We start from the raw sequence: 20,236 nt of genomic DNA on the forward strand, positions 1-20,236 counted from the left end.
TTTTTCAGCAACGGTACAGCCTGGCAGCGGCAATCGTTTGTAGTATCGGCTCACGCCATCGACTGGGATCTGAAACCTATGCGTCTGCACACATGGACCGTTGCACTCCTGCTCTGCGCCTTGACGGCTCAAGCCCATGCATTCTCCACCCCCAAACCCGGCCAGGTGATCGAAGTGTCCCTTGAGCAACTGCACCCGACTCAAGCCGTGGTGGGGTTCGATCAGATTTATTACAGCCTCGGGCTGTTCGCCGACAAGCCCGCCAAGGTCTTTGACGAATACTGTGAAACCAACGGGCAGGGCGCCGCCGATAACGTGCCGAAAAAGGCCGACTTGCAGCAGCCGGCGAGCTTCACCTGCAAGGACCCGGTGGGCACGCATCCCGAGGACATGAAAACCGTGGTGGTCGGCCCCGCAGGCCAGCTGTACCTGACTGACGGTCACCACAGCTTCACCACGTTGTGGGAAGTGCCCGGTGGTGGCCCTCAGTTGAAAATGTGGGTCAAGGTCACCGACGATTTCAGCAACAGCCCTGACCTGGCTACGTTCTGGCAGCGCATGGAGGCTGCCCGCAAAGTCTGGCTCAAGGACAACCAGGGCCACAGCCTGCCACCTTCACAGTTGCCGGCGCATTTGGGCTTCAAGAGCTTGCAGGACGACACTTTCCGCAGCCTGGTGTATTTCACGCGCAAGGCCGCTTACGGCAAGCCGGACGATGGCGCGATTGCACCGGAATTCCTGGAGTTCTACTGGGGCAACTGGCTGCGCACGCAGATTGACCTGAGCGCCTTCAACCTGAACAAGAAGGGCGGTTACAAGGACGCCATTGAAGCCGTGGCCAAGCGCATGGTCAGCCTGGCACCCGGCTCACTGGTCGGTGACAGTGGCTTTACCGCCCATCAATTGGGCGGCATGACCACGCTTGACCAACGAGAGCTGGAAAAAACCTTCGACAAAAAAGTCCCGTACGTGATCGATTACCGCAAAGCCCGCAACTGACGGGGATTCAAAATGTGCAGGCTGGCGAGCTCGCGAATCCGCTCATTCAGGCTCAGACGCAGAGGCTGACACTCCGCCTTCGCGAGCGAGCCCGTGCCCACCTTGGATCTGTGCTGTTTTAGCGGTTGTGTTGATCAGCCCTTGAGCTTTTCGGCAATCCAGATGGTATGCCGGGTGCCCTTGTTGCCATGGGCAAACACCTGCACTTCCTCGGCCTTGAAACCGGCCTTGCGCAGTTTGTCGCTGAACAGCTTGTCGGCGCTGGCCGACCATACCGCCAGCACGCCTTTGGGGCGTAAGGCCTTGGCGCAGGCGGCCAGTCCACCGGCGGAGTACAGCCAGCTGTTGGCCTTTTGCGTGAGGCCTTCGGGGCCGTTGTCGACGTCGAGCATGATTGCGTCAAAGCCCTGCGGCTCGGCCTGCAGCACGTTGGCCACGTCTTCCATGCGGATCACCGTGCGCGGGTCGAGCAGCGGGCGGCCGGACTTTTCTCCCAGCGGCCCACGGTTCCATTCCACCACGCCGGGCACCAATTCGGCGACCACCACTTCGGCGCTCTTGCCCAAGTGTTTGAGGGCCGAGGCCAGGGTAAAACCCATGCCCAACCCGCCGATCAATACCCGCGAACCCGGGCGCCCGGCGACTTTACGGCAGGGGATCTCCGCCAGCGCGTCTTCGGAGCCGTGCATGCGCGTATTCATCAACTGGCCGCCATCGCCGCCCTGGATCTTGATGACAAAATCCTCGCCGTATTCGAACAGGCACAAGGCACCGCCGTTGTCGGGGATCGGAGTGGTGTCCAGCAGAACGAAACGTTTCATGGAAATCTCATTGGGAAGGGCATTCTTGCGCGGTTGGGAGTAGCCTTAGGACATTCCGGTCAGGCCATGGAGCCATCGATGAAGTGCAGCATTCTAACGGTCATTGTGTTGAGCGCGCTCACATTGGGTGCGGCGCAGGCGCAAGAGGTGCAAACCGTGCCGGTCGCACCCGCGCCAACCCCCGGCGCGCCGGGCACACCAACACCGACGCTGTATCCGCAAGTCACCCCGCCTGTCGCGCCTAAAGCCACGGCGAATGGTTCACCTGCGTTGGTGCCGATCGTGTTACCGACACCGCCAAAAGATCAGACGGTGCCCGGCCTGCTGCAAAACGACAGCAAACCCAAGACCCCCGGCGGTTAAAACTGTTGAGACAGTAATTGCCCGTCGGCCATGCGCAGGCGCTTGGACAAGGCGATGGCAATCGCGCGGATGATCTTGGCCGCCACCCTGGGGGCTTCGTTGAGCATTTTTTCCAGGGAATCCTTGCCCAGGTTCAGCAGCACGCTGTCACTTGCCGCGAGGCAACTGGCAGAACGCCGTTCGCCATCGAGCACCGCCATCTCGCCAAACGCCCGGCCACTGCGCAGGGTGGCGATGGTCACGCGCTGGCCTTCGTGGTTGGTTTTCTGCACGGCCACCTGCCCACTGTGGAGGATGCACATGAAGGTGCCGGCATCGCCCTCAAGGAAAATCACCTCGCCCTGGGCAATGTTGCTGATATTGAAGTAGCCCGCCGCCACGTGGAAATCTTCCGGCAACAAGGGGTCGAACAGGCCGCAGTCCATCAGCATGTCGCGGATTTCATTGTTGAGTAGTGTGGGTTGGGGCATGACTAATCTTGATCCATCAATCGAGTAGGCGGTCCTGTGTTCAGACAGGACCGCCGCGCGAAGTTCCTAAATCAACCCCAGCGCCTTGAACACAAAGGCATATTCGAGTGCTACGTCACGTAATCCCTGGTAACGGCCGCTCATGCCGCCGTGGCCGGCGCCCAATTCGGTCTTGAGCAGCAGCAGGTTGTCGTCCGTCTTGGTGTCACGCAACTTGGCCACCCACTTGGCCGCTTCCCAGTACTGCACGCGGCTGTCGTTGTAACCGGCGATCACGAGCAGGGCCGGATAGGCCTGGGCGCTGACGTTTTCATAAGGCGCGTAGGCCTTGATGCGCGCATACACCTCAGCTTCTTCGGGGTTGCCCCACTCGTCGTACTCGGTGATGGTCAGCGGCAGCTCCGGGTCGAGCATGGTGTTGAGCACATCGACGAACGGCACTTCGGCGATGGCCGCCTGGAACAGCGCCGGACGCTGATTGAGCACCGCGCCGATCAACAGGCCGCCGGCACTGCCGCCGCTGATGGCCAGTTGCTTGGAGGTGGTCAGCCCCGCGCCGATCAAGTGCTCGGCGCAGGCGATAAAGTCGCTGAAGGTGTTCTGTTTGTGTTCCTGCTTGCCGTTGCGGTACCAGGCTTCACCCAACTCGCCGCCACCGCGTACATGCGCAATGGCAAACGCCACGCCTCGGTCCAGCAGGCTCAGGCGCGCATGCGAGAACCACGGGTCAAGGCTTTGGCCGTAGGCGCCGTAGCCGTACAGGTACAGCGGCGTCGGCTGGCCCAGTTGGTCGCGCTTGACCACCAGGCTGATCGGCACCTGGGTGCCGTCGGCCGAGGTGGCCCACAGACGCTGGCTCACGTAGTCGTCGGCGTTGAACACGCCAAGCACCGGGGTTTCCTTGAGCACGACTTGCGCACCGCTCGCCAATTCCAGCTGGCGCACCTGGGCCGGACGGTTCAGGGCTTCATAACGCAGGCGGATCTTGTCGCTCGGGAATTCCAGGCTGTTCTGCACGTAAAGGCTGTAGGCGGCGTCAGGCAATTCCACCCGATAGGTCGGCAAGCCCTGTGGGTGCACTTCGATCACCGGCAGGCCGCCGATGCGCAGGCTCAAGGTCATCGCGCTGGCGTTGAGGGTCACGCCATCGAGCATCACATCATCGCTGTGGGGGATCAGGTTTTGCCATTGGTCTTCGGTCGGTACACCGCCGGTGTCGGCGGCGACGAACAGCGCATAGTTGATGCCGTCGCGGTTGCTGCGGATAAACCAGGTCCATTCGCCGTCGCGCATGCCGTGGTCGACATCGTATTCATGGTCCTCGACCCGTGGCGCCAGGCAGGTGAAGTCCAGGTGCGGCTGGTCAGCGTCCAGGGCCCAGATTTCGCTGGTGGTCTTGCTGCCCAGGGCCAGCAACAACTGGCGCTCGGAGCTGGAGCGGTAGCAATGCAGGAAGAAGCGTCCGTCAGGCTCGTGGAACACTTCCTGCGCCGCGGTACCGTCCAGGCGGTAGCGATACAGTTTGTGCGGGCGGTGGGTGTCGTCCAACTCGCCGAAGAACAGGGTCAGGCTGTCATTGGCCCAGGTCATGCTGCCGTCGCAGTCTTCAAACTCCAGTTCGCTGACTTTGCCGCTGGCCAATTCCTTCACGTACAGGGTGTAAATCTCTTCACCACTGGTGTCGAGGCTGTAGGCCAGGCGCTGGTGGTCGGGGCTGATGCTGAACGCGCCGAGGGAGAAAAAGCCGCCATTGGCCAGGGCGTTGGGGTCGAGCAGCAGTTCTTCGCTGTTTTCGTCCACCCCATTGCTGTCATCCGTCGGACGGCGGCAACGGTAGTGGCGGGCATATTCGTCACCCGCCGTGGTGCGCGTGTAATACAGGTACGGCCCCCACGGTGAGGGCAGGGACAAGTCGGTTTCGAGAATGCGGCCCTTGATCTCTTCGAACAGGGTTTCGCGCAGGGCTGCCTGGTCGGCGAGCTGTGCTTCCTGCCAGGTGTTTTCGGCCTTGAGGTAATCGAGGACTGGCGCCGTGTCACGCGCTTGCAGCCAGGCGTACGGGTCCTGGCCTTCGGCCTTGCGGGCAATCGGGGCGGCAGTGAGGGGGGACGATGAAGGCATGGACTACTCTCTGTCTGGCAGATGGTGGCAGGCATTGCAGCCGAGACACGCAAAAGCCGTTATCATAGCCGCCTGTTTGCCTACCTTGCCATGGACACCATGACCGAGAACGACTATCTGACCGCTTGGGGCCTTTACGCCTTCGCCGCTTTGGGCTGCCTGTTGGTATGGTGGCGCATGACCCGCTGGATCTGGCGCTGGCTGCGCGAGCCGCTGCAGTTGCTGATGGCGGTGCTGCTGTTGAGCCCGACCATCGTCGACCCGGTCAAGACCCAGTTTGCACCCGCAGTGGCGATCACCGCCCTTGATTTGGTGCTGCATGTGGGCAATAACGCCTGGCGCGCCATCTCCGACCTGTTCATGTACACGCTGATCGCGTTGGGCGTGTATATCATCTTTGTGTTGATCCGCTGGCCCATCGAGCGCGCCGCCAACGCCCGACGTGAGCGCAAGGCCGCTGCCGATGCGGCCCTGGCCGCCGAGCCGGTGGACGAAGACGACGAGCCTTACCGTCGCCCGTCGCCGGTCAGCGGTATGCGGGTCGAACCGCGCCTTTAACGTTGTACGCCCTGCAGCGAGAGCCCTGGCATGTGTGAATTATTGGGCATGAGTGCCAACGTCCCCACCGATATCGTGTTCAGCTTTACCGGGCTGATGCAGCGGGGCGGGCGTACCGGCCCCCACCGCGACGGTTGGGGCATCGCCTTTTACGAAGGCCGTGGCCTGCGTCTGTTCCAGGACCCGGCCGCCAGCAGCGAGTCGGAAGTCGCGCTGCTGGTGCAGCGTTACCCGATCAAAAGTGAGGTGGTGATTGGCCATATCCGCCAGGCCAATGTGGGCAAGGTGTGCCTGTCCAATACTCATCCGTTCGTGCGCGAGCTGTGGGGGCGCAATTGGTGCTTCGCCCATAACGGCCAATTGGCCGACTTCAACCCGCGCGCCACGTTCTACCGCCCGGTGGGTGATACCGACAGCGAAGCGGCCTTCTGTGACCTGCTCAACCGCGTGCGCGAAGCCTTCCCGGAACCGGTGGACATCGAACAAGTGCTGCCGGACTTGATTGCTGCCTGCGCCGACTACCGCAGCAAAGGCGTGTTCAACTGCCTGCTCAGCGACGGCGACTGGCTGTTTTGCTACTGCTCGACCAAATTGGCGCAGATTACCCGGCGCGCACCCTTTGGCCCGGCGCGTTTGAAAGATGTCGACGTGATCGTCGATTTTCAGGCCGAAACCACGCCCAATGATGTAGTGACGGTGATCGCGACCGAGCCGTTGACCGACAATGAAAACTGGACCCGCTACGAACCGGGCCAATGGAGCCTGTGGCGACGCGGTGAATGCGTCAGCCAGGGCATCACCGAGTAAGGATATCGACCATGTTGCTGAGTTATCTGCGGTTGGTGCTGTTTGCCATTGGCTTGTTGGTCGGCGTGCAGGTGCCGGGGTTTATCAACGACTACGCCAAACGCGTCGAGGCCCACCTGATCGAGGCGCAGACTGGCCTCAGCGGGTTTGAAAGCACCGCACGGCAGTTTTTCAATGGTGACTTGAAGGCGTTGGTGGCGCATTACCGTGCCAGTGACGACCCGGTGTTCCAGAGCGATGCCAACAGCCTGGGCACGATGCTCGATCGCCAAGTGGCGTTGGACAAGCAATTCCAGGCCATGCAAGGCCCGTGGTACATCCGTGCCCTGCAAGTGGCGGTGGCTGCCGACCCGGCGATTCGCCTGGAAACCTGGAACGGCTACAGCTACCAGATCCTGCTCACGCCGCAAGCCATGGGTTGGGGCCTGGGCGGGGCGATGTTGTTGTCATTCGGCATCGAGTGCCTGTTCCGCCTGATCGACTGGGTGGTGTTGGGCGGCAAGCGCCTGCGCCAGAGCCGGCCGATTGAAGAGCGTGACCTCAAAGGCCTCTGAAGACTGTCGCAAATCTAACTGTGGGAGCGGGCTTGCTCGCGAATGCGGTCTGTCAGTTAATTCATGTGTTGACTGATACACCGCTTTCGCGAGCAAGCCCGCTCCCACATTTGTATCCGGTTTCTTCAGTGGCTTAGCACCATGTGCTGTTCACCCACCTCCTCGGCATACCTGGCCACGACCTTCTGGCACAGCCCGACTATCTCCTCCACCAACTCCACCCCAACACGCCACGACACCACGACCTGCAAGTTCGGCAGCGTCTGCGTCATCGGCAACATCACCAACTCGCCGCGCGCCAGCTCCTCGCTGACCAGCACCGGCGGCAACGCGCCAATCCCGAAACCATCGCGCAGCAAGCGGGTGATGGCCGATACCGAGTTCACACAGTTCATGCGAGGGGCGGCGACGCCGTTGGCCTGCATCAGGCTCAGCACGTCCTGGTGCGGGTGGGAGTTTTTCGAATAGGTGATGATGCGCTCCTGGGCCAGTTCGGCGAGGGAGGCGTAGTCGCGGTTGTACAGGGAGTGGCTGGCGACGATCCAGGCCATGGGGTGGCTGGCCAGTTCCAGGCTGCGCACCGTTTCGAGGCGCAGCAAGTCGGTTTGCAGGATCAGGTCGAGGAAGCCTTTTTGCAGCTGATCGCTGAGATTGAGTGCGGTATCGGCGACTAATTCGATTTCCACCAGGGGGAAGTGGTCCATCAATTCAGCGACCAGCGGGCTCAGCCAAGTGTGGATAACCGTGTCCATCGCGCCGATCCGAATCCGCCCGACCTTGCTGCTGGTGGTTTCCAGGGACTGCTTGAGGCCCTGCATGGTTACCATCATCTGCTCGGCGTAATCGAGCACCTTCAAGCCGTCCGGGGTCAGGCTCACGCCGCGCGAGTCGCGCAGAAACAGCTTCACGCCCAGCTCGCTTTCGAGCACGGCGATGCGGCTGGAGATCGAGGCCTGGGTGGTGAACAGCTTCTCGGCAGTCAGGCGAAAGCTCTTGAGCTTGGCCACCCAGACGAAGGTTTCGAGGAACTTCAAATTCATGGGATCAACTTTTCTTATGCATGGATCGGTTTTTATTAGTTGGACGCCGCACCGGGCAAACGCCAAAAATCGAGCTATTCCACGATAAGCGTCGTGGGGGTGTCAGGACAAGTTGCGAGTTCTGCGTAAAGAATCCCACACTACAAAAACGATAAAGCCTACAGGAGCACCCACCGTGAGCCGTCTGCTACTGAATTGCGACATCGGCGAAAGCTTTGGCAACTGGACCATGGGTCTGGACGCCGAGGTCATGCCGTTTATTGATTGTGCCAACGTTGCCTGCGGCTTCCATGCCGGCGACCCGGGCATCATGCGCAAGACCGTCAGCCTGGCCCTCAAGCACGGCGTGCAAGTGGGGGCGCACCCGGCGTACCAAGACCTGCAAGGTTTCGGTCGGCGTTCGATGGCCTATAGCACCGAGGAAATCCAGGACCTGTTGCACTACCAGATCGGTGCCCTCGACGGCATCTGCCGGGCGCAAGGTGGGCGGGTCAGCTACGTCAAACCCCATGGCGCGATGTACAACGACATGATGGCCAACCCGGCGCAATTGCGCGCGGTGATTCAGGCCGTGGCCGCCTATGGCGACTTGCCGCTGATGCTGCTGGCCACCCGCGACAACCGCGCAGCCCAGGCAGTGGGCGACGAATACGGCGTGACCCTGTGGTTTGAAGCCTTCGCCGACCGTGCCTACGACCACAAGGGGCACCTGGTTTCCCGCCAGTTGCCGGGTGCCGTGCACCACGACTCAACCACCATCGTGCAGCAAGCCCTGACGATTTCCCGTGGCGAAGCCCTGACCGCCAGTGATGGCAGCGCCTTGGTGTTGCAGGCCAATACCCTGTGCGTGCACGGCGATAACGCCAGTTCGGTCGCCGCAGTGCAGCGCATTCGCGAGGCGTTGAAGCCAGCATGAAGCCACGCATTGAAGTGGTGGCGATCGACTGCCTGATGGTGCGTCTGTTCGATGTGATTGCCGAAGCCAATATGCCGTGGATGCTGGCCGCCACCCAGCGCCTGCGCGACGGGTTCGGCGCGGCACTGGTGGATCTGGTGCCGTCCTACACCACGCTGATGGTGCATTACGACCTCACTGCGTTGAGCCCGGCCCAGGCACGGGAGCTGATTGGCCAGGCGCTGACCGACCTGCAACCCCAGGCCCAAGGCAGCGGCCAGTGCCACGTGTTGCCGGTGTGGTACGACCTGAGTGTCGGCCCCGAACTGAACCTGCTCAGCCAGCGCAGTGGCCTGGCGGTAGACGCCGTCATCCGTCGCCACAGCGCTCACGAATACCAAGTGTTTGCCCTCGGCTTTGCGCCTGGGTTTGCCTTTATGGGCCTGGTGGACGAGATCCTTGCCACGCCACGGCTGAACACTCCACGTAAACGCGTGGCCGCCGGCAGCGTGGGCATTGCCGAACGGCAAACTGCCGCCTACCCGGTGGTGTCCCCCGGTGGCTGGAACCTGATCGGCCGCACCCCGGCCAAGCTGTTCGACCGTGCACGCGATGGCTACAGCCTGATGCAGCCCGGCGATACGGTGCGCTTCGAAGCGGTCAGCCACGCCGAATTCATCAACCTGGGTGGCGATGACACGCCATTGGAGGCGCAGGCATGAGCCGCTTGTTGATCGAGGCCAGCACGCCGCTGTGTCTGTTGCAGGACGCCGGCCGTTTTGGCGTGCGGCATCTGGGCGTGACGCAGGGCGGCGCGCTGGATTGGGTGTCGATGACCTGGGCCAATTGGCTGCTGGGGAATGCCCTGGATAAGCCCGTGGTGGAAATTACCTTGGGCGGGTTTACTGTGCAGGCCGAGGCGTATTGCTTGCTGGCCTTGGCCGGTGCGGATCTGGGCGCGTATATCGATGAGCGTGCGATCAGCCCGGGGCGCAGTTTTATCCTGCAAAAGGGTCAGCGTTTGCGCTTTACCCAGCCGTTCAACGGTGCGCGCGCTTATCTGGCGGCACCGGGCGGGTTTGATGCGCCGGCTGTGCTGGGCAGTCGCTCCACGGTGGTACGTGAAGCGTTGGGCGGGGTGGACGGTTTCGGCACGGCGTTGGCCGTGGGCGGGCGCTTGACATATTCCGGCGCGGGCGGCGCGATGAACGTGCTGAGTGCGCCTGATTTGCCCGCCAAGGCGCCACTGGAGGTGATAGTCGGCGCGCAGATCGGCCAGTTCAGCGGGCAAAGTTTGTTCGATGCGTTCAATACCGAGTGGGCCCTCGACAGCCGCGCGGATCGCATGGGCATGCGCCTGTTGGGCACGCCGTTGCAGTACCAGGGGCCGTCGTTGATCTCTGAAGGGATTCCACTGGGAGCCATCCAGGTGCCGCCGGATGGGCAGCCGATTGTGTTGCTCAATGACCGGCAGACCATTGGTGGCTACCCGCGATTGGGCGCGTTGACGCCGTTGGCGCTGGCGCGGCTGGCGCAGTGCCTGCCGGGGGATAAGGTGCGCTTGGTGCCGGTGGTGCAGGAGACGGCGCATCGGCAGCATGTGGAGTTTTTGCAGCGCTTCACAGCGGGCTAAAGATCACCGTAACCCAACATGTGGGAGCGGGCTTGCTCGCGAATGCAGGGTGTCAGTCAGTCCATCAATAACTGACCCACCGCTTTCGCGAGCAAGCCCGCTCCCACATTTGCCTTAGCGTTTACTTGGAGAGAAAGCGCATCCCTTCTTCCAAGCCGCGCAAGGTCAGCGGATACATCTGATCCTCGACCAACTCCCGCACGATCCCTGTCGAGGCCGTATACCCCCACGTGTCCTTCGGGTACGGGTTTATCCAGATCAGCTTCTTGTACTTGGCCATGAAGCGCTGCATCCACACATACCCAGGCTCTTCATTCCAGTGCTCGACGCTGCCGCCGGCCTGGGTGATTTCATACGGCGCCATCGACGCATCGCCGATAAAAATCACTTTGTAGTCAGCGCCATACTTGTGCAGCAAATCCTGGGTGGAGGTGCGCTCCGACGTGCGGCGCTGGTTGTTCTTCCACACCGATTCGTACACGAAGTTGTGAAAGTAGAAGTACTCCAAGTGCTTGAACTCGGTCTTGCAGGCCGAGAACAGCTCTTCGCAGATCTTCACATGGGCGTCCATCGAGCCGCCGATGTCGAACAGCAGCAACAGCTTGATGGTGTTACGCCGCTCCGGGCGCATCTGGATATTCAGCAAGCCGGCATCGCGGGCGGTGTGGTCGATAGTGCCGTCGATATCCAGCTCTTCAGCCGCACCCTGGCGCGCGAATTTGCGCAGGCGGCGCAGGGCGATCTTGATGTTGCGCGTGCCCAGCTCCACTTGGTCGTCGAGGTTCTTGTACTCACGCTGGTCCCAGACTTTCACCGCCTTGCCCTGACGCTTGCCGGCGTCGCCGACGCGAATGCCTTCCGGGTTGTAGCCGCCGGAGCCGAACGGGCTGGTGCCACCGGTGCCGATCCACTTGTTGCCGCCGGCATGGCGTTCTTTCTGTTCTTCCAGGCGCTTCTTGAATTCTTCGATCAGCTTGTCCAGGCCGCCGAGGGACTGGATTTGCGCGCGCTCCTCAGCGCTCAGCGAGCGTTCGAACTCCTTGCGCAGCCAGTCTTCGGGGATCAGCGCCTGCAGGTGGTCGTCGAGCTTTTCCAGGCCGTTGAAATAGGCGCCGAATGCCCGGTCGAACTTGTCGAAATGCCGCTCGTCCTTCACCAGGATTGCCCGGGCCAAGTAGTAAAACTCGTCCATGTCGGCGAAGACCACGCGCTGTTTCAGCGCATTGATCAAGTCGAGCAGCTCGCGCACCGACACCGGCACCTTGGCGGCACGCATCTCATTGAACAGGTTGAGCAACATTATCGATTACCGCGACGGCTCATGAACGCCAGACGCTCCAGCAATTGCACGTCTTGCTCGTTCTTCACCAAGGCCCCGGCCAGCGGCGGGATGGCTTTGGTGGGGTCGCGTTCGCGCAGCACGGCTTCACCGATATTGTCGGCCATCAGCAACTTGAGCCAGTCGACCAGTTCGGAGGTGGACGGCTTTTTCTTCAGGCCTGGCACTTTGCGCACGTCGAAAAACACGTCCAGCGCTTCGCTGACCAGGTCTTTCTTGATGTCGGGGTAGTGCACGTCGACGATCTTTTGCAGGGTCGTACGGTCGGGGAAGGCGATGTAATGGAAGAAGCAGCGGCGCAGGAATGCGTCCGGCAGCTCTTTTTCGTTGTTGGAGGTGATGATGATGATCGGGCGTTTCTTGGCCTTGATGGTCTCGTCGATTTCGTAGACGTAGAACTCCATCTTGTCGAGTTCTTGCAACAGGTCGTTGGGGAACTCGATGTCAGCCTTGTCGATTTCATCGATCAGCAGAATCACCCGCTCCTCGGACTCGAAGGCTTCCCAGAGCTTGCCCTTTTTCAGGTAGTTGCGCACGTCGTGCACTTTGTCCACGCCCAGCTGCGAGTCGCGCAGACGGCTGACCGCGTCATACTCGTAGAGGCCCTGATGCGCCTTGGTGGTGGACTTGATGTGCCAGGTAATCAGCTTGGCGCCGAAGGATTCGGCCAGTTGCTCGGCGAGCATGGTCTTGCCGGTGCCCGGCTCGCCCTTGACCAGCAATGGCCGTTCCAGGGTGATAGCGGCGTTCACGGCCAGTTTCAGGTCATCGGTGGCAACGTAGGCCTGGGTGCCTTCGAACTTCATCGGTTATTCCTCGCATTCATCAATGCCCGGACTATACCGCGCAGCCCCGGCGACTGTGAACGCAGACGGGTTATTCAGTCTCTGAATGGACGGTCACGCGTGGCGGCTAACGGTTTTGTTCCAATGCGTATGCCCGCGCATCGGCTTTATCCCTGAGCTTGCTGCCGCCCCAGAGGGCGAGTGCGGCTAAAACCAGGGTGCCGAGGCTGATGAGGATCATCTGGCCAGCCATCGGCCCGCCGTGCATGGCGAATAGCCCTATTCGCACACAGCCGGAAAAGGCCCAGAGATAACCAAGAATTGTCAGTATCCAGCCGCAGATGCGCATGTTCAGTGTCCTTACCAGTGTTTGAACGTTGCTCGGCGGCACAATAAACCAGGGCTCAGCCTTGCGCCATGGTTGCCCTGCAGGCGTGTGGTTCACTCAGCACTGGGCTTGGGTTGTTCATAGCGCGCATTGAAGGCCTGGATAAACCCATTGCGCAAAATCGCCAACACTGCCGAGAACGCGCTGAGATTTTGCTGGTGCACGTTGCCGCTGAGTTCTACGCGGGTGGCAAACTGGTTTTTGTTCTGGTTCTTCAGCACCGTCTCACTGGTGCCGACCACGGCTTCCCAGATCGAGCGAAAGATATTCTTGTCCTTGTTCTCTACATCCTGTTTCCAATCGAACACTTCTACATCGCGCAGCAACGGTTTGATGTAACCGTTCAACTGGCCGTTGTCCGCCTGGGCTTCGACCACCAGCGCGCCGGTGCCGGCCTTGAAGTCGAATTTGCCGTAGGCCGAGGCGAAGTCATTCAGGCGCTTGAGCTGGATGTCTTTGGCGCGAAAGCGGAATTCGAAGTCTTCGAAATTGCTCAGTGGGTCGAAGGCGGCCGTGGCTTCCAGAGGGGCCTGCCCGAGCAGCAGCGCCTTGCCTTCGAAGCTGGCGTCACGTTTGCCCTTCACATCGACGACGTTGGTCAGGTTATAGATGCTGGCGTTGACCTCGGTGGCGTAGATATTCACCGCTGGCTTGGACGTGAAGTTGTGGAAGGCGATCTTGCCGTCCTGAATGCGCACTTCGTTGAGGGTGATCGGCAGCAATTTGCTCAATTGCTCGCGCCAGTCGGTGCCTTTACCGGTCTGAGACGCCTGTTGGTTGCCGCCGTCGACGAAATTCAGCTCCGGCTGGAAGAACTGCGCCTCCGCGACCACCGCATGGTCGTACCACAGCGAATGCCAGCTCACCGACAGGTCGATCACCGGCGCCTTGACGAACGGTACCGGCACCTTGCCGTCGACCTTGACGATCTGCAGGCCGTTGATCTTGTAGGCGCCGCGCCACAGGGCCACGTCCACGTCCGTGACCTGGCCGCGGTAATCGCCCATGTCGGCGAGCTTGTCGTTCAGGTAGTTGCGCACCAGGTAGGGCAGGGCGAGATCCAGAGCGATCAGTACGACCACCAGTATGGCGACGATCCATAGCAGCCCACTGTAGCGACGTTTCATGTTCAGGTTCTCCATCGGTATAGGCGGTGGACCGCGTGTATTGGCGCAACGTTCCTCTGACTGGACGCCTCCCTACCTGAGGCATACCCTTGGAGCCTTATTGAAATTGCCTTAAGGACCCGTCATGAGCCGCATCTTTGCAGACAACGCGCACTCCATCGGTAACACGCCCCTGGTTCAGATCAACCGCATCGCACCGCGTGGCGTGACCATCCTGGCCAAGATCGAAGGGCGTAACCCGGGTTATTCGGTGAAGTGCCGCATTGGCGCAAACATGATCTGGGACGCCGAAAGCACCGGCAAACTCAAACCCGGCATGACCATTGTAGAACCGACCTCCGGCAACACCGGCATTGGCCTGGCGTTCGTCGCCGCCGCCCGTGGCTACAAGCTGCTGCTGACCATGCCGTCGTCCATGAGCATTGAGCGCCGCAAAGTGCTCAAGGCCCTGGGCGCCGAGCTGGTGCTGACCGAGCCGGCCAAGGGCATGAAGGGCGCTATCGAAAAGGCTGCCGAGATCCTCGCCAGCGACCCGGCGAGCTACTTTATGCCGGCCCAGTTCGAAAACCCGGCCAACCCGGCGATCCACGAGAAAACCACCGGCCCGGAGATCTGGAACGACACCGATGGCGCCGTGGACGTACTGGTGGCGGGGGTGGGCACCGGCGGCACCATTACCGGTGTGTCGCGCTATATCAAGAACATTGCCGGCAAGCCGATTCTGTCGGTGGCCGTTGAACCCTTCGCCTCGCCCGTGATTACCCAGGCGCTGGCCGGTGAAGAGATCAAACCCAGCCCGCATAAAATCCAGGGCATTGGCGCCGGTTTCGTGCCGAAAAACCTCGATCTGTCGATGGTTGACCGTGTGGAGCTGGTGACCGACGACGAATCCAAGGCCATGGCCCGGCGCTTGATGCAGGAAGAGGGGATTCTGTGCGGAATCTCCTGCGGCGCCGCCATGGCGGTGGCGGTACGTCTGGCCGAGAAACCGGAAATGCAGGGCAAGACCATCGTGGTGGTGCTGCCGGACTCCGGTGAGCGCTACCTGTCGAGCATGTTGTTCAGTGATTTGTTTACCGAGCAAGAAAACCAGGCCTGATCGGTTATCGGTGGCGGGCGGGGCCGACGTCTTCGCGGGCAAGCCCGCTCCCACATTTGATCTTCGCTGCTTTGAGCATCGTGTTCGCTTAACGGAACTGCATTAGGGCAAGCCCGCTCACCATAAGGGTTCGACTCGCCACAGGGTTTTGATTTATGTCAGCCGGTCGGCCCAGGCCTTCTGCATAATGGCCCAACTGTTTATCATGGCCGGCTGCTACGTCTGGTTTCCCGTTGACGGGAGGTTGCTGGCCAGGCGCTTATTTCCAGGAGTTGCTGCATGACCTTTTCTTTGGCCGCCAAACTGTCGGTGCTGCTGTTGTTTATCGGCAGCACGCTGTATGTGCACCTGCGCGGCAAGGCCCGTTTGCCGATGTTGCGCCAGTTCGTCAACCATTCGGCGCTGTTCGCCCCGTATAACGCTTTGATGTATCTGTTCTCGGCTGTGCCGTCCAAGCCGTACCTGGACCGCAGCAAGTTCCCCGAGCTGGATGTGCTCAAGGACAACTGGGAAGTGATTCGCGAAGAGGCGATGCACCTGTTCGACGAGGGGTACATCCGCGCCGCCGAAAAGAACAACGACGCCGGTTTCGGTTCGTTTTTCAAGAAGGGCTGGAAGCGCTTCTACCTCAAGTGGTACGACAAACCGCTGCCATCGGCCGAGGCCCTGTGCCCGAAGACCGTGGCGCTGGTCAGCAGCATCCCCAACGTCAAGGGCGCAATGTTTGCGCTGCTGCCGGGTGGCAGCCACCTCAACCCGCACCGCGACCCGTTTGCCGGTTCGCTGCGTTATCACCTGGGCTTGTCCACGCCCAACTCCGACGACTGCCGCATCTTCGTCGATGGCCAGGTCTACGCCTGGCGCGATGGTGAAGACGTGATGTTCGATGAAACCTACGTGCACTGGGTGAAGAACGAGACGGAAAAGACCCGAGTGATTCTGTTCTGCGACATCGAACGCCCGCTGAGCAACCGGGTAATGACGCGCATCAACCGCTGGGTCAGCAAACAATTGGGCCGCGCCACGGCGCCGCAAAACCTCGACGATGAGCGTGTGGGCGGGATCAACCAGGCCTATGCCTGGAGCAAGGCCTTCAGCGACAAGTTCAGCGGTGTGGTCAAGCAGTGGAAGCGCAAGCATCCAAAGGCCTACCGCATTGCACGGCCGGTGCTGGCGGTGGTTGTGCTGGTGTTGTTGTGGAAGTGGTTGTTCGGCTAATTTGAAACGCGGTTAAAAATGTGGGAGCGGGCTTGCTCGCGAAAGCGGTGGTTCAGTCAAGAATGTATCGACTGACACTCCGCATTCGCGAGCAAGCCCGCTCCCACATTGGGTTTTGCAGTGTTGCTTACGACGCGATCAGTTGGCGTCAAGCAGTGGAAGCGCAAGCATCCAAAGGCCTACCGCATTGCGCGGCCGGTGCTGGCGGTAATCGTGCTGGTGCTGTTGTGGAAGTGTTTGTTCGGCTAATTTGAAACGCGGTTAAAAATGTGGGAGCGGGCTTGCTCGCGAAAGCGGTGGGTCGGTCAATTAATCTATCGACTGACACTCCGCATTCGCGAGCAAGCCCGCTCCCACATTGGGTTTTGCAGTGTTGCTTACGACGCGATCAGCTGGCGTCACGCAGTGGAAGCGCAAGCATCCAAAGGCCTACCGCATTGCGCGGCCGGTGCTGGCGGTGGTTGTGCTGGTGCTGTTGTGGAAGTGGCTGTTCGGCTAATTTGAAACGCGGTTAAAAATGTGGGAGCGGGCTTGCTCGCGAAAGCGGTGGGTCAGTCAATTAATCTATCGACTGACACTCCGCATTCGCGAGCAAGCCCGCTCCCACATTGGGTTTTGCAGTGTTGCTTACGACGCGATCAGCTGGCGTAACGCAGTGGAAGCGCAAGCATCCAAAGGCCTACCGCATTGCGCGGCCGGTGCTGGCGGTCGTCGTGCTGGTGCTGTTGTGGAAGTGGCTGTTCGGCTAATTTGAAACGCGGTTAAAAATGTGGGAGCGGGCTTGCTCGCGAATGCGGTGGGTCAGTCAAGAATGTATCGACTGACACTGCGCATTCGCGAGCAAGCCCGCTCCCACTTTTGGTTTTGCAATGTTGCTTACGACGCGATCAGCTGGCGTCAAGCAGTGGAAGCGCAAGCATTCAAAGGCCTACCGCATTGCGCTGCCGTTGCTGGCGGTAATCGTGCTGGTGCTGGTGCTGGTGCTGGTGCTGGTGCTGTTGTGGAAGTGGTTGTTCGGCTAATTTGAAACGCGGTTAAAAATGTGGGAGCGGGCTTGCTCGCGAAAGCGGTGGGTCAGTCAAGAATGTATCGACTGACACTGCGCTTTCGCGAGCAAGCCCGCTCCCACTTTTGGTTTTGCAGTGTTGCTTACGACGCGATCAACTGCCGAAGTACATAGTGCAGAATCCCGCCCGCCTTGAAGTACTCGACTTCATTGAGGGTATCAATCCGGCACAGCACCTCGACCTTCTCGCTGCTGCCATCCTCGCGCGTAATCACCAGCGTCAGGTTCATCCGAGGCTCAAGCTCGGCCCCGGTCAGCCCGAGAATGTCGATCTTTTCCTTGCCGGTCAGTTTGAGTGCCTTGCGGTTCTGATCCAGCTTGAACTGCAATGGCAGCACGCCCATGCCGACTAGGTTGGAGCGGTGAATCCGCTCGAAGCTCTCGGCGATTACCGCCTTGACCCCCAGCAGGTTGGTGCCCTTGGCCGCCCAGTCGCGGCTTGAGCCGGTGCCGTATTCCTGACCGGCAATCACCACCAGCGGCGTGCCCGACGCCTGGTATTTCATGGCAGCGTCGTAAATGGGCATTTTCTCGCCAGTCGGGATGTACAGGGTGTTGCCGCCTTCCTCACCGCCCAGCATCTCGTTGCGGATGCGGATATTGGCAAACGTGCCGCGCATCATCACTTCATGGTTGCCCCGGCGTGAGCCGTAGGAGTTGAAGTCACGCGGCTCCACACCTTGCTCGCGCAGGTAGCGCCCGGCGGGGCTGTCGGTCTTGATGTTGCCGGCAGGGGAGATGTGGTCGGTGGTCACCGAGTCGCCCAGCAGCGCCAGCACATTCGCGCCTTTAACGTCTTTGATCACCGGCAATGGCCCGGCAATGTCATCGAAGAACGGCGGGTGCTGAATGTAGGTGGAGTCCTTTTGCCACACGTAAGTCGCGGCCTGCGGCACTTCAATGGCTTGCCACTGCTCATCACCGGCAAATACTTCGGCGTATTCCTTGTGGAACATCCTGGTGCTGACCTGGGCGACGGCGTCGGCGATTTCCTGGCTGCTTGGCCAGATGTCTTTCAGGTACACCGGCTGGCCGTCCTTGCCTTCGCCCAGTGGCTCGCTGCTGATATCGATACGCACGGTGCCGGCCAATGCATAGGCGACCACCAGCGGCGGCGAGGCCAGCCAGTTGGTTTTCACCAGCGGGTGCACGCGGCCTTCAAAGTTACGGTTGCCGGACAGCACCGAGGCGACCGCGAGGTCAGCTTTCTGGATGGCTTTTTCGATGGGCTCAGGCAGTGGGCCGGAGTTGCCGATGCAGGTGGTGCAGCCATAGCCGACCAGATCGAAACCGAGTTTATCCAGATACTGGGTAAGGCCCGCCGCCTTGTAGTAGTCAGTCACCACTTTGGAGCCGGGCGCCAGCGAGGTTTTCACCCACGGTTTGCTGGTGAGGCCTTTTTCCACGGCCTTTTTCGCCACCAGGCCTGCAGCCATCATCACACTGGGGTTGGAGGTGTTGGTGCACGAGGTAATCGCTGCAATCACCACCGCGCCGTTTTTCAGGCGATAGGTGTGACCCTCGTATTCGTAGTCGGTTTCGCCGACCAGGTCGGCATTGCCCACGGCGACACCACCACCGCCTTCACTTTCCAGGCGGCCTTCTTCTTTGGTGGTGGGTTTGAATTGCAGGTCGAGGAAGTCACTGAAGGCTTGTGCCACATGCGGCAGCGAAACACGGTCCTGCGGGCGTTTCGGCCCGGCGAGGCTGGCTTCGACACTGCCCATGTCCAACGCCAGGGTATCGGTGAACACCGGCTCCTGGCCGGCATTGCGCCACAGGCCCTGAGCCTTGGTGTAGGCCTCGACCAGCTTCACGGTTTCTGCCGGGCGGCCTGACAGGCGCAGGTAGTCCAGGGTCACGTCATCCACCGGGAAAAAGCCGCAGGTGGCGCCGTATTCCGGGGCCATGTTGGCGATGGTCGCACGGTCGGCCAGAGGCAAATCGGCCAAGCCATCACCATAGAATTCGACGAATTTACCCACCACGCCTTTTTTACGCAGCATCTGCGTGACGGTCAGCACCAGGTCGGTCGCCGTGATGCCTTCTTTGAGTTTGCCGGTGAGCTTGAAGCCGATCACTTCCGGGATCAGCATCGACACCGGTTGGCCGAGCATCGCCGCTTCCGCTTCGATGCCGCCCACGCCCCAGCCCAGTACGCCAAGGCCGTTGATCATGGTGGTGTGGGAGTCGGTGCCGACGAGGGTGTCGGGGAAGGCGTAGGTACGGCCGTCTTCGTCTTTGGTCCAGACGGTGCGGCCGAGGTATTCCAGGTTGACCTGGTGGCAGATGCCGGTGCCCGGTGGCACCACGCTGAAGTTGTCGAAGGCGCTTTGGCCCCAGCGCAGGAAGGCGTAGCGTTCGCCGTTGCGCTGCATTTCGATGTCGACGTTCTGCTCAAACGCGCTATCGCTGCCGAACTTGTCGACCATCACCGAGTGGTCGATCACCAGGTCCACGGGGGACAGCGGGTTGATACGCTGCGGGTCGCCGCCGGCCTTGGCCACGGCGGCGCGCATGGCGGCCAGGTCGACCACGGCGGGCACGCCGGTAAAGTCCTGCATCAGCACGCGGGCGGGGCGGTATTGGATTTCGCGGTCGGACTGGCGCTCTTTGAGCCAGGCAGCGATGGCCTTGAGGTCGGCGCCGGTGACGGTCTTGTTGTCTTCCCAGCGCAGCAGGTTTTCCAGCAGCACTTTGAGCGACATCGGCAGCGTGTCCAGGTCACCCAGGCTCTTGGCCGCCTCGGGCAGACTGAAGTAGTGGTAGGTCTTGCTGTCTATTTCCAGTGTTTTAAGGGTTCTCAGGCTATCAACGGATGACATTACATGACTCCTTATGGTCCGCACGGCTACGGACCTGACGGGACGAACAGAGCTTTCAACTTAGCCCTGTTTTCATTAGCAGGCTAATAACTGGACTCTATCGTTAAGTCCAAGGTTCCGAACTCGGC

General features: G+C 60.8%; 20 protein-coding genes and 3 pseudogenes. 14 read left to right on the forward strand and 9 right to left on the reverse strand.

Annotated features, from left to right (window positions below):
* The first annotated feature begins 78 nt into the window (after positions 1-78).
* The gene (locus tag CPH89_RS18910; protein WP_053255008.1) at positions 79-999 is read left to right on the forward strand and encodes a ParB/Srx family N-terminal domain-containing protein; all 921 of its coding nucleotides are present in this window, start codon (positions 79-81) and stop codon (positions 997-999) included.
* 134 nt (positions 1,000-1,133) lie between these two features.
* Here CPH89_RS18910 and CPH89_RS18915 read toward each other — a convergent pair whose 3' ends face one another.
* Positions 1,134-1,820 (reverse strand): spermidine synthase, encoded by a 687-nt coding sequence (locus tag CPH89_RS18915; protein WP_053255009.1) that lies wholly within the window; start codon positions 1,818-1,820, stop codon positions 1,134-1,136.
* A 78-nt stretch (positions 1,821-1,898) separates the two neighbouring features.
* On the opposite strand from CPH89_RS18915, the gene CPH89_RS18920 reads away from it, so the two are divergent.
* Entirely contained in the window at positions 1,899-2,183 is a 285-nt protein-coding gene (locus tag CPH89_RS18920) for a hypothetical protein (RefSeq protein WP_053255010.1), read from the forward strand.
* Here the strand turns inward: CPH89_RS18920 and CPH89_RS18925 are convergent.
* Positions 2,180-2,653 (reverse strand): cyclic nucleotide-binding domain-containing protein, encoded by a 474-nt coding sequence (locus CPH89_RS18925; protein WP_053255011.1) that lies wholly within the window; start codon positions 2,651-2,653, stop codon positions 2,180-2,182. The two genes, CPH89_RS18920 and CPH89_RS18925, sit on opposite strands and share 4 nt — an antisense overlap.
* Before the next feature lie 66 nt (positions 2,654-2,719).
* The gene (locus tag CPH89_RS18930) at positions 2,720-4,774 is read right to left on the reverse strand and encodes a S9 family peptidase (RefSeq protein WP_053255012.1); all 2,055 of its coding nucleotides are present in this window, start codon (positions 4,772-4,774) and stop codon (positions 2,720-2,722) included.
* A gap of 21 nt (positions 4,775-4,795) precedes the next feature.
* Between CPH89_RS18930 and CPH89_RS18935 the strand changes: the two genes are divergently transcribed.
* From CPH89_RS18935 to CPH89_RS18945, 3 genes are read left to right on the forward strand one after another with little or no spacing between them, the layout of a single operon-like run.
* Positions 4,796-5,332 carry a hypothetical protein gene (locus tag CPH89_RS18935; RefSeq protein WP_053255013.1) on the forward strand — a complete coding sequence of 179 codons (537 nt, stop codon included), beginning with the start codon at positions 4,796-4,798 and terminating at the stop codon, positions 5,330-5,332.
* 30 nt (positions 5,333-5,362) lie between these two features.
* Positions 5,363-6,139 (forward strand): class II glutamine amidotransferase, encoded by a 777-nt coding sequence (locus tag CPH89_RS18940; RefSeq protein ID WP_053255014.1) that lies wholly within the window; start codon positions 5,363-5,365, stop codon positions 6,137-6,139.
* A gap of 11 nt (positions 6,140-6,150) precedes the next feature.
* The gene (locus CPH89_RS18945; protein WP_053255015.1) at positions 6,151-6,693 is read left to right on the forward strand and encodes a DUF2937 family protein; all 543 of its coding nucleotides are present in this window, start codon (positions 6,151-6,153) and stop codon (positions 6,691-6,693) included.
* 125 nt (positions 6,694-6,818) lie between these two features.
* Here the strand turns inward: CPH89_RS18945 and CPH89_RS18950 are convergent, their stop codons facing one another.
* On the reverse strand, positions 6,819-7,733 hold the full coding sequence (locus CPH89_RS18950; protein WP_053255016.1) for a LysR family transcriptional regulator: 915 nt from the start codon (positions 7,731-7,733) through the stop codon (positions 6,819-6,821).
* A gap of 175 nt (positions 7,734-7,908) precedes the next feature.
* On the opposite strand from CPH89_RS18950, the gene CPH89_RS18955 reads away from it, so the two are divergent.
* The 3 genes from CPH89_RS18955 to CPH89_RS18965 are packed head-to-tail and all read left to right on the forward strand — an operon-like array spanning position 7,909 to position 10,261.
* A complete protein-coding gene (locus tag CPH89_RS18955; protein ID WP_053255017.1) occupies positions 7,909-8,649 on the forward strand; it encodes a 5-oxoprolinase subunit PxpA in 741 nt (246 codons plus the stop codon).
* A complete protein-coding gene (locus tag CPH89_RS18960; protein WP_053255018.1) occupies positions 8,646-9,350 on the forward strand; it encodes a 5-oxoprolinase subunit B family protein in 705 nt (234 codons plus the stop codon). Before CPH89_RS18955 ends, CPH89_RS18960 begins: the two co-directional genes overlap by 4 nt.
* Positions 9,347-10,261, forward strand: coding sequence for a 5-oxoprolinase subunit C family protein (locus tag CPH89_RS18965; protein WP_053255019.1), 915 nt, complete (start codon positions 9,347-9,349; stop codon positions 10,259-10,261). Before CPH89_RS18960 ends, CPH89_RS18965 begins: the two co-directional genes overlap by 4 nt.
* Positions 10,262-10,382: 121 nt before the next feature.
* On the opposite strand, the gene CPH89_RS18970 is transcribed toward CPH89_RS18965, so the two are convergent.
* The 4 genes from CPH89_RS18970 to CPH89_RS18985 form a co-directional block, all read right to left on the reverse strand.
* A complete protein-coding gene (locus tag CPH89_RS18970) occupies positions 10,383-11,561 on the reverse strand; it encodes a vWA domain-containing protein (protein ID WP_053255020.1) in 1,179 nt (392 codons plus the stop codon).
* On the reverse strand, positions 11,561-12,406 hold the full coding sequence (locus CPH89_RS18975; protein ID WP_003210690.1) for an AAA family ATPase: 846 nt from the start codon (positions 12,404-12,406) through the stop codon (positions 11,561-11,563). The genes CPH89_RS18970 and CPH89_RS18975 overlap by 1 nt, the downstream gene beginning before the upstream one ends.
* A gap of 106 nt (positions 12,407-12,512) precedes the next feature.
* Positions 12,513-12,734, reverse strand: coding sequence for a hypothetical protein (locus CPH89_RS18980; RefSeq protein WP_053255021.1), 222 nt, complete (start codon positions 12,732-12,734; stop codon positions 12,513-12,515).
* 92 nt (positions 12,735-12,826) lie between these two features.
* Positions 12,827-13,900: a DUF748 domain-containing protein gene (locus CPH89_RS18985; protein WP_053255022.1), complete on the reverse strand. Its 1,074-nt coding sequence runs from the start codon at positions 13,898-13,900 to the stop codon at positions 12,827-12,829.
* Between the two features lie 124 nt (positions 13,901-14,024).
* Between CPH89_RS18985 and cysK the strand changes: the two genes are divergently transcribed.
* The 6 genes and pseudogenes from cysK to CPH89_RS30215 all read left to right on the forward strand — a co-directional run bounded on the left by cysK (position 14,025) and on the right by CPH89_RS30215 (position 17,239).
* Entirely contained in the window at positions 14,025-14,999 is a 975-nt protein-coding gene (gene cysK / locus CPH89_RS18990; protein ID WP_053255023.1) for a cysteine synthase A, read from the forward strand.
* 279 nt (positions 15,000-15,278) lie between these two features.
* Complete coding sequence (locus CPH89_RS18995; protein WP_053255024.1) at positions 15,279-16,217, forward strand: aspartyl/asparaginyl beta-hydroxylase domain-containing protein; 939 nt, start codon at positions 15,279-15,281, stop codon at positions 16,215-16,217.
* A gap of 147 nt (positions 16,218-16,364) precedes the next feature.
* Positions 16,365-16,466: pseudogene (locus CPH89_RS30620) on the forward strand (aspartyl beta-hydroxylase); the annotation flags it as partial.
* 139 nt (positions 16,467-16,605) lie between these two features.
* A pseudogene (locus CPH89_RS30205) lies at positions 16,606-16,716 on the forward strand (aspartyl beta-hydroxylase); the annotation flags it as partial.
* Positions 16,717-16,855: 139 nt separating this feature from the next.
* Positions 16,856-16,966, forward strand: a pseudogene (locus CPH89_RS30210) (aspartyl beta-hydroxylase); the annotation flags it as partial.
* Between the two features lie 120 nt (positions 16,967-17,086).
* Positions 17,087-17,239, forward strand: coding sequence for a hypothetical protein (locus CPH89_RS30215; protein WP_155512282.1), 153 nt, complete (start codon positions 17,087-17,089; stop codon positions 17,237-17,239).
* A gap of 127 nt (positions 17,240-17,366) precedes the next feature.
* Here CPH89_RS30215 and acnA read toward each other — a convergent pair whose 3' ends face one another.
* Positions 17,367-20,108: an aconitate hydratase AcnA gene (acnA, locus tag CPH89_RS19000; RefSeq protein WP_053255025.1), complete on the reverse strand. Its 2,742-nt coding sequence runs from the start codon at positions 20,106-20,108 to the stop codon at positions 17,367-17,369.
* Positions 20,109-20,236: the final 128 nt, after the last annotated feature.

Origin of the sequence: Pseudomonas fluorescens, from assembly GCF_900215245.1 — a bacterium.
Taxonomy (GTDB): domain Bacteria; phylum Pseudomonadota; class Gammaproteobacteria; order Pseudomonadales; family Pseudomonadaceae; genus Aquipseudomonas; species Aquipseudomonas fluorescens.

Excerpts from the sequence above, each read along its gene's own strand:
- CPH89_RS18910 (WP_053255008.1), top strand. The coding sequence starts at position 79 with ATGCGTCTGCACACATGGACCGTTGCACTCCTGCTCTGCGCCTTGACG.
- CPH89_RS18915 (WP_053255009.1), bottom strand. The coding sequence starts at position 1,820 with ATGAAACGTTTCGTTCTGCTGGACACCACTCCGATCCCCGACAACGGC.
- CPH89_RS18920 (WP_053255010.1), top strand. The coding sequence starts at position 1,899 with ATGAAGTGCAGCATTCTAACGGTCATTGTGTTGAGCGCGCTCACATTG.
- CPH89_RS18925 (WP_053255011.1), bottom strand. The coding sequence starts at position 2,653 with ATGCCCCAACCCACACTACTCAACAATGAAATCCGCGACATGCTGATG.
- CPH89_RS18930 (WP_053255012.1), bottom strand. The coding sequence starts at position 4,774 with ATGCCTTCATCGTCCCCCCTCACTGCCGCCCCGATTGCCCGCAAGGCC.
- CPH89_RS18935 (WP_053255013.1), top strand. The coding sequence starts at position 4,796 with ATGGTGGCAGGCATTGCAGCCGAGACACGCAAAAGCCGTTATCATAGC.
- CPH89_RS18940 (WP_053255014.1), top strand. The coding sequence starts at position 5,363 with ATGTGTGAATTATTGGGCATGAGTGCCAACGTCCCCACCGATATCGTG.
- CPH89_RS18945 (WP_053255015.1), top strand. The coding sequence starts at position 6,151 with ATGTTGCTGAGTTATCTGCGGTTGGTGCTGTTTGCCATTGGCTTGTTG.
- CPH89_RS18950 (WP_053255016.1), bottom strand. The coding sequence starts at position 7,733 with ATGAATTTGAAGTTCCTCGAAACCTTCGTCTGGGTGGCCAAGCTCAAG.
- CPH89_RS18960 (WP_053255018.1), top strand. The coding sequence starts at position 8,646 with ATGAAGCCACGCATTGAAGTGGTGGCGATCGACTGCCTGATGGTGCGT.
- CPH89_RS18965 (WP_053255019.1), top strand. The coding sequence starts at position 9,347 with ATGAGCCGCTTGTTGATCGAGGCCAGCACGCCGCTGTGTCTGTTGCAG.
- CPH89_RS18970 (WP_053255020.1), bottom strand. The coding sequence starts at position 11,561 with ATGTTGCTCAACCTGTTCAATGAGATGCGTGCCGCCAAGGTGCCGGTG.
- CPH89_RS18975 (WP_003210690.1), bottom strand. The coding sequence starts at position 12,406 with ATGAAGTTCGAAGGCACCCAGGCCTACGTTGCCACCGATGACCTGAAA.
- CPH89_RS18980 (WP_053255021.1), bottom strand. The coding sequence starts at position 12,734 with ATGCGCATCTGCGGCTGGATACTGACAATTCTTGGTTATCTCTGGGCC.
- CPH89_RS18985 (WP_053255022.1), bottom strand. The coding sequence starts at position 13,900 with ATGAAACGTCGCTACAGTGGGCTGCTATGGATCGTCGCCATACTGGTG.
- cysK (WP_053255023.1), top strand. The coding sequence starts at position 14,025 with ATGAGCCGCATCTTTGCAGACAACGCGCACTCCATCGGTAACACGCCC.
- CPH89_RS18995 (WP_053255024.1), top strand. The coding sequence starts at position 15,279 with ATGACCTTTTCTTTGGCCGCCAAACTGTCGGTGCTGCTGTTGTTTATC.
- CPH89_RS30215 (WP_155512282.1), top strand. The coding sequence starts at position 17,087 with ATGTTGCTTACGACGCGATCAGCTGGCGTCAAGCAGTGGAAGCGCAAG.
- acnA (WP_053255025.1), bottom strand. The coding sequence starts at position 20,108 with ATGTCATCCGTTGATAGCCTGAGAACCCTTAAAACACTGGAAATAGAC.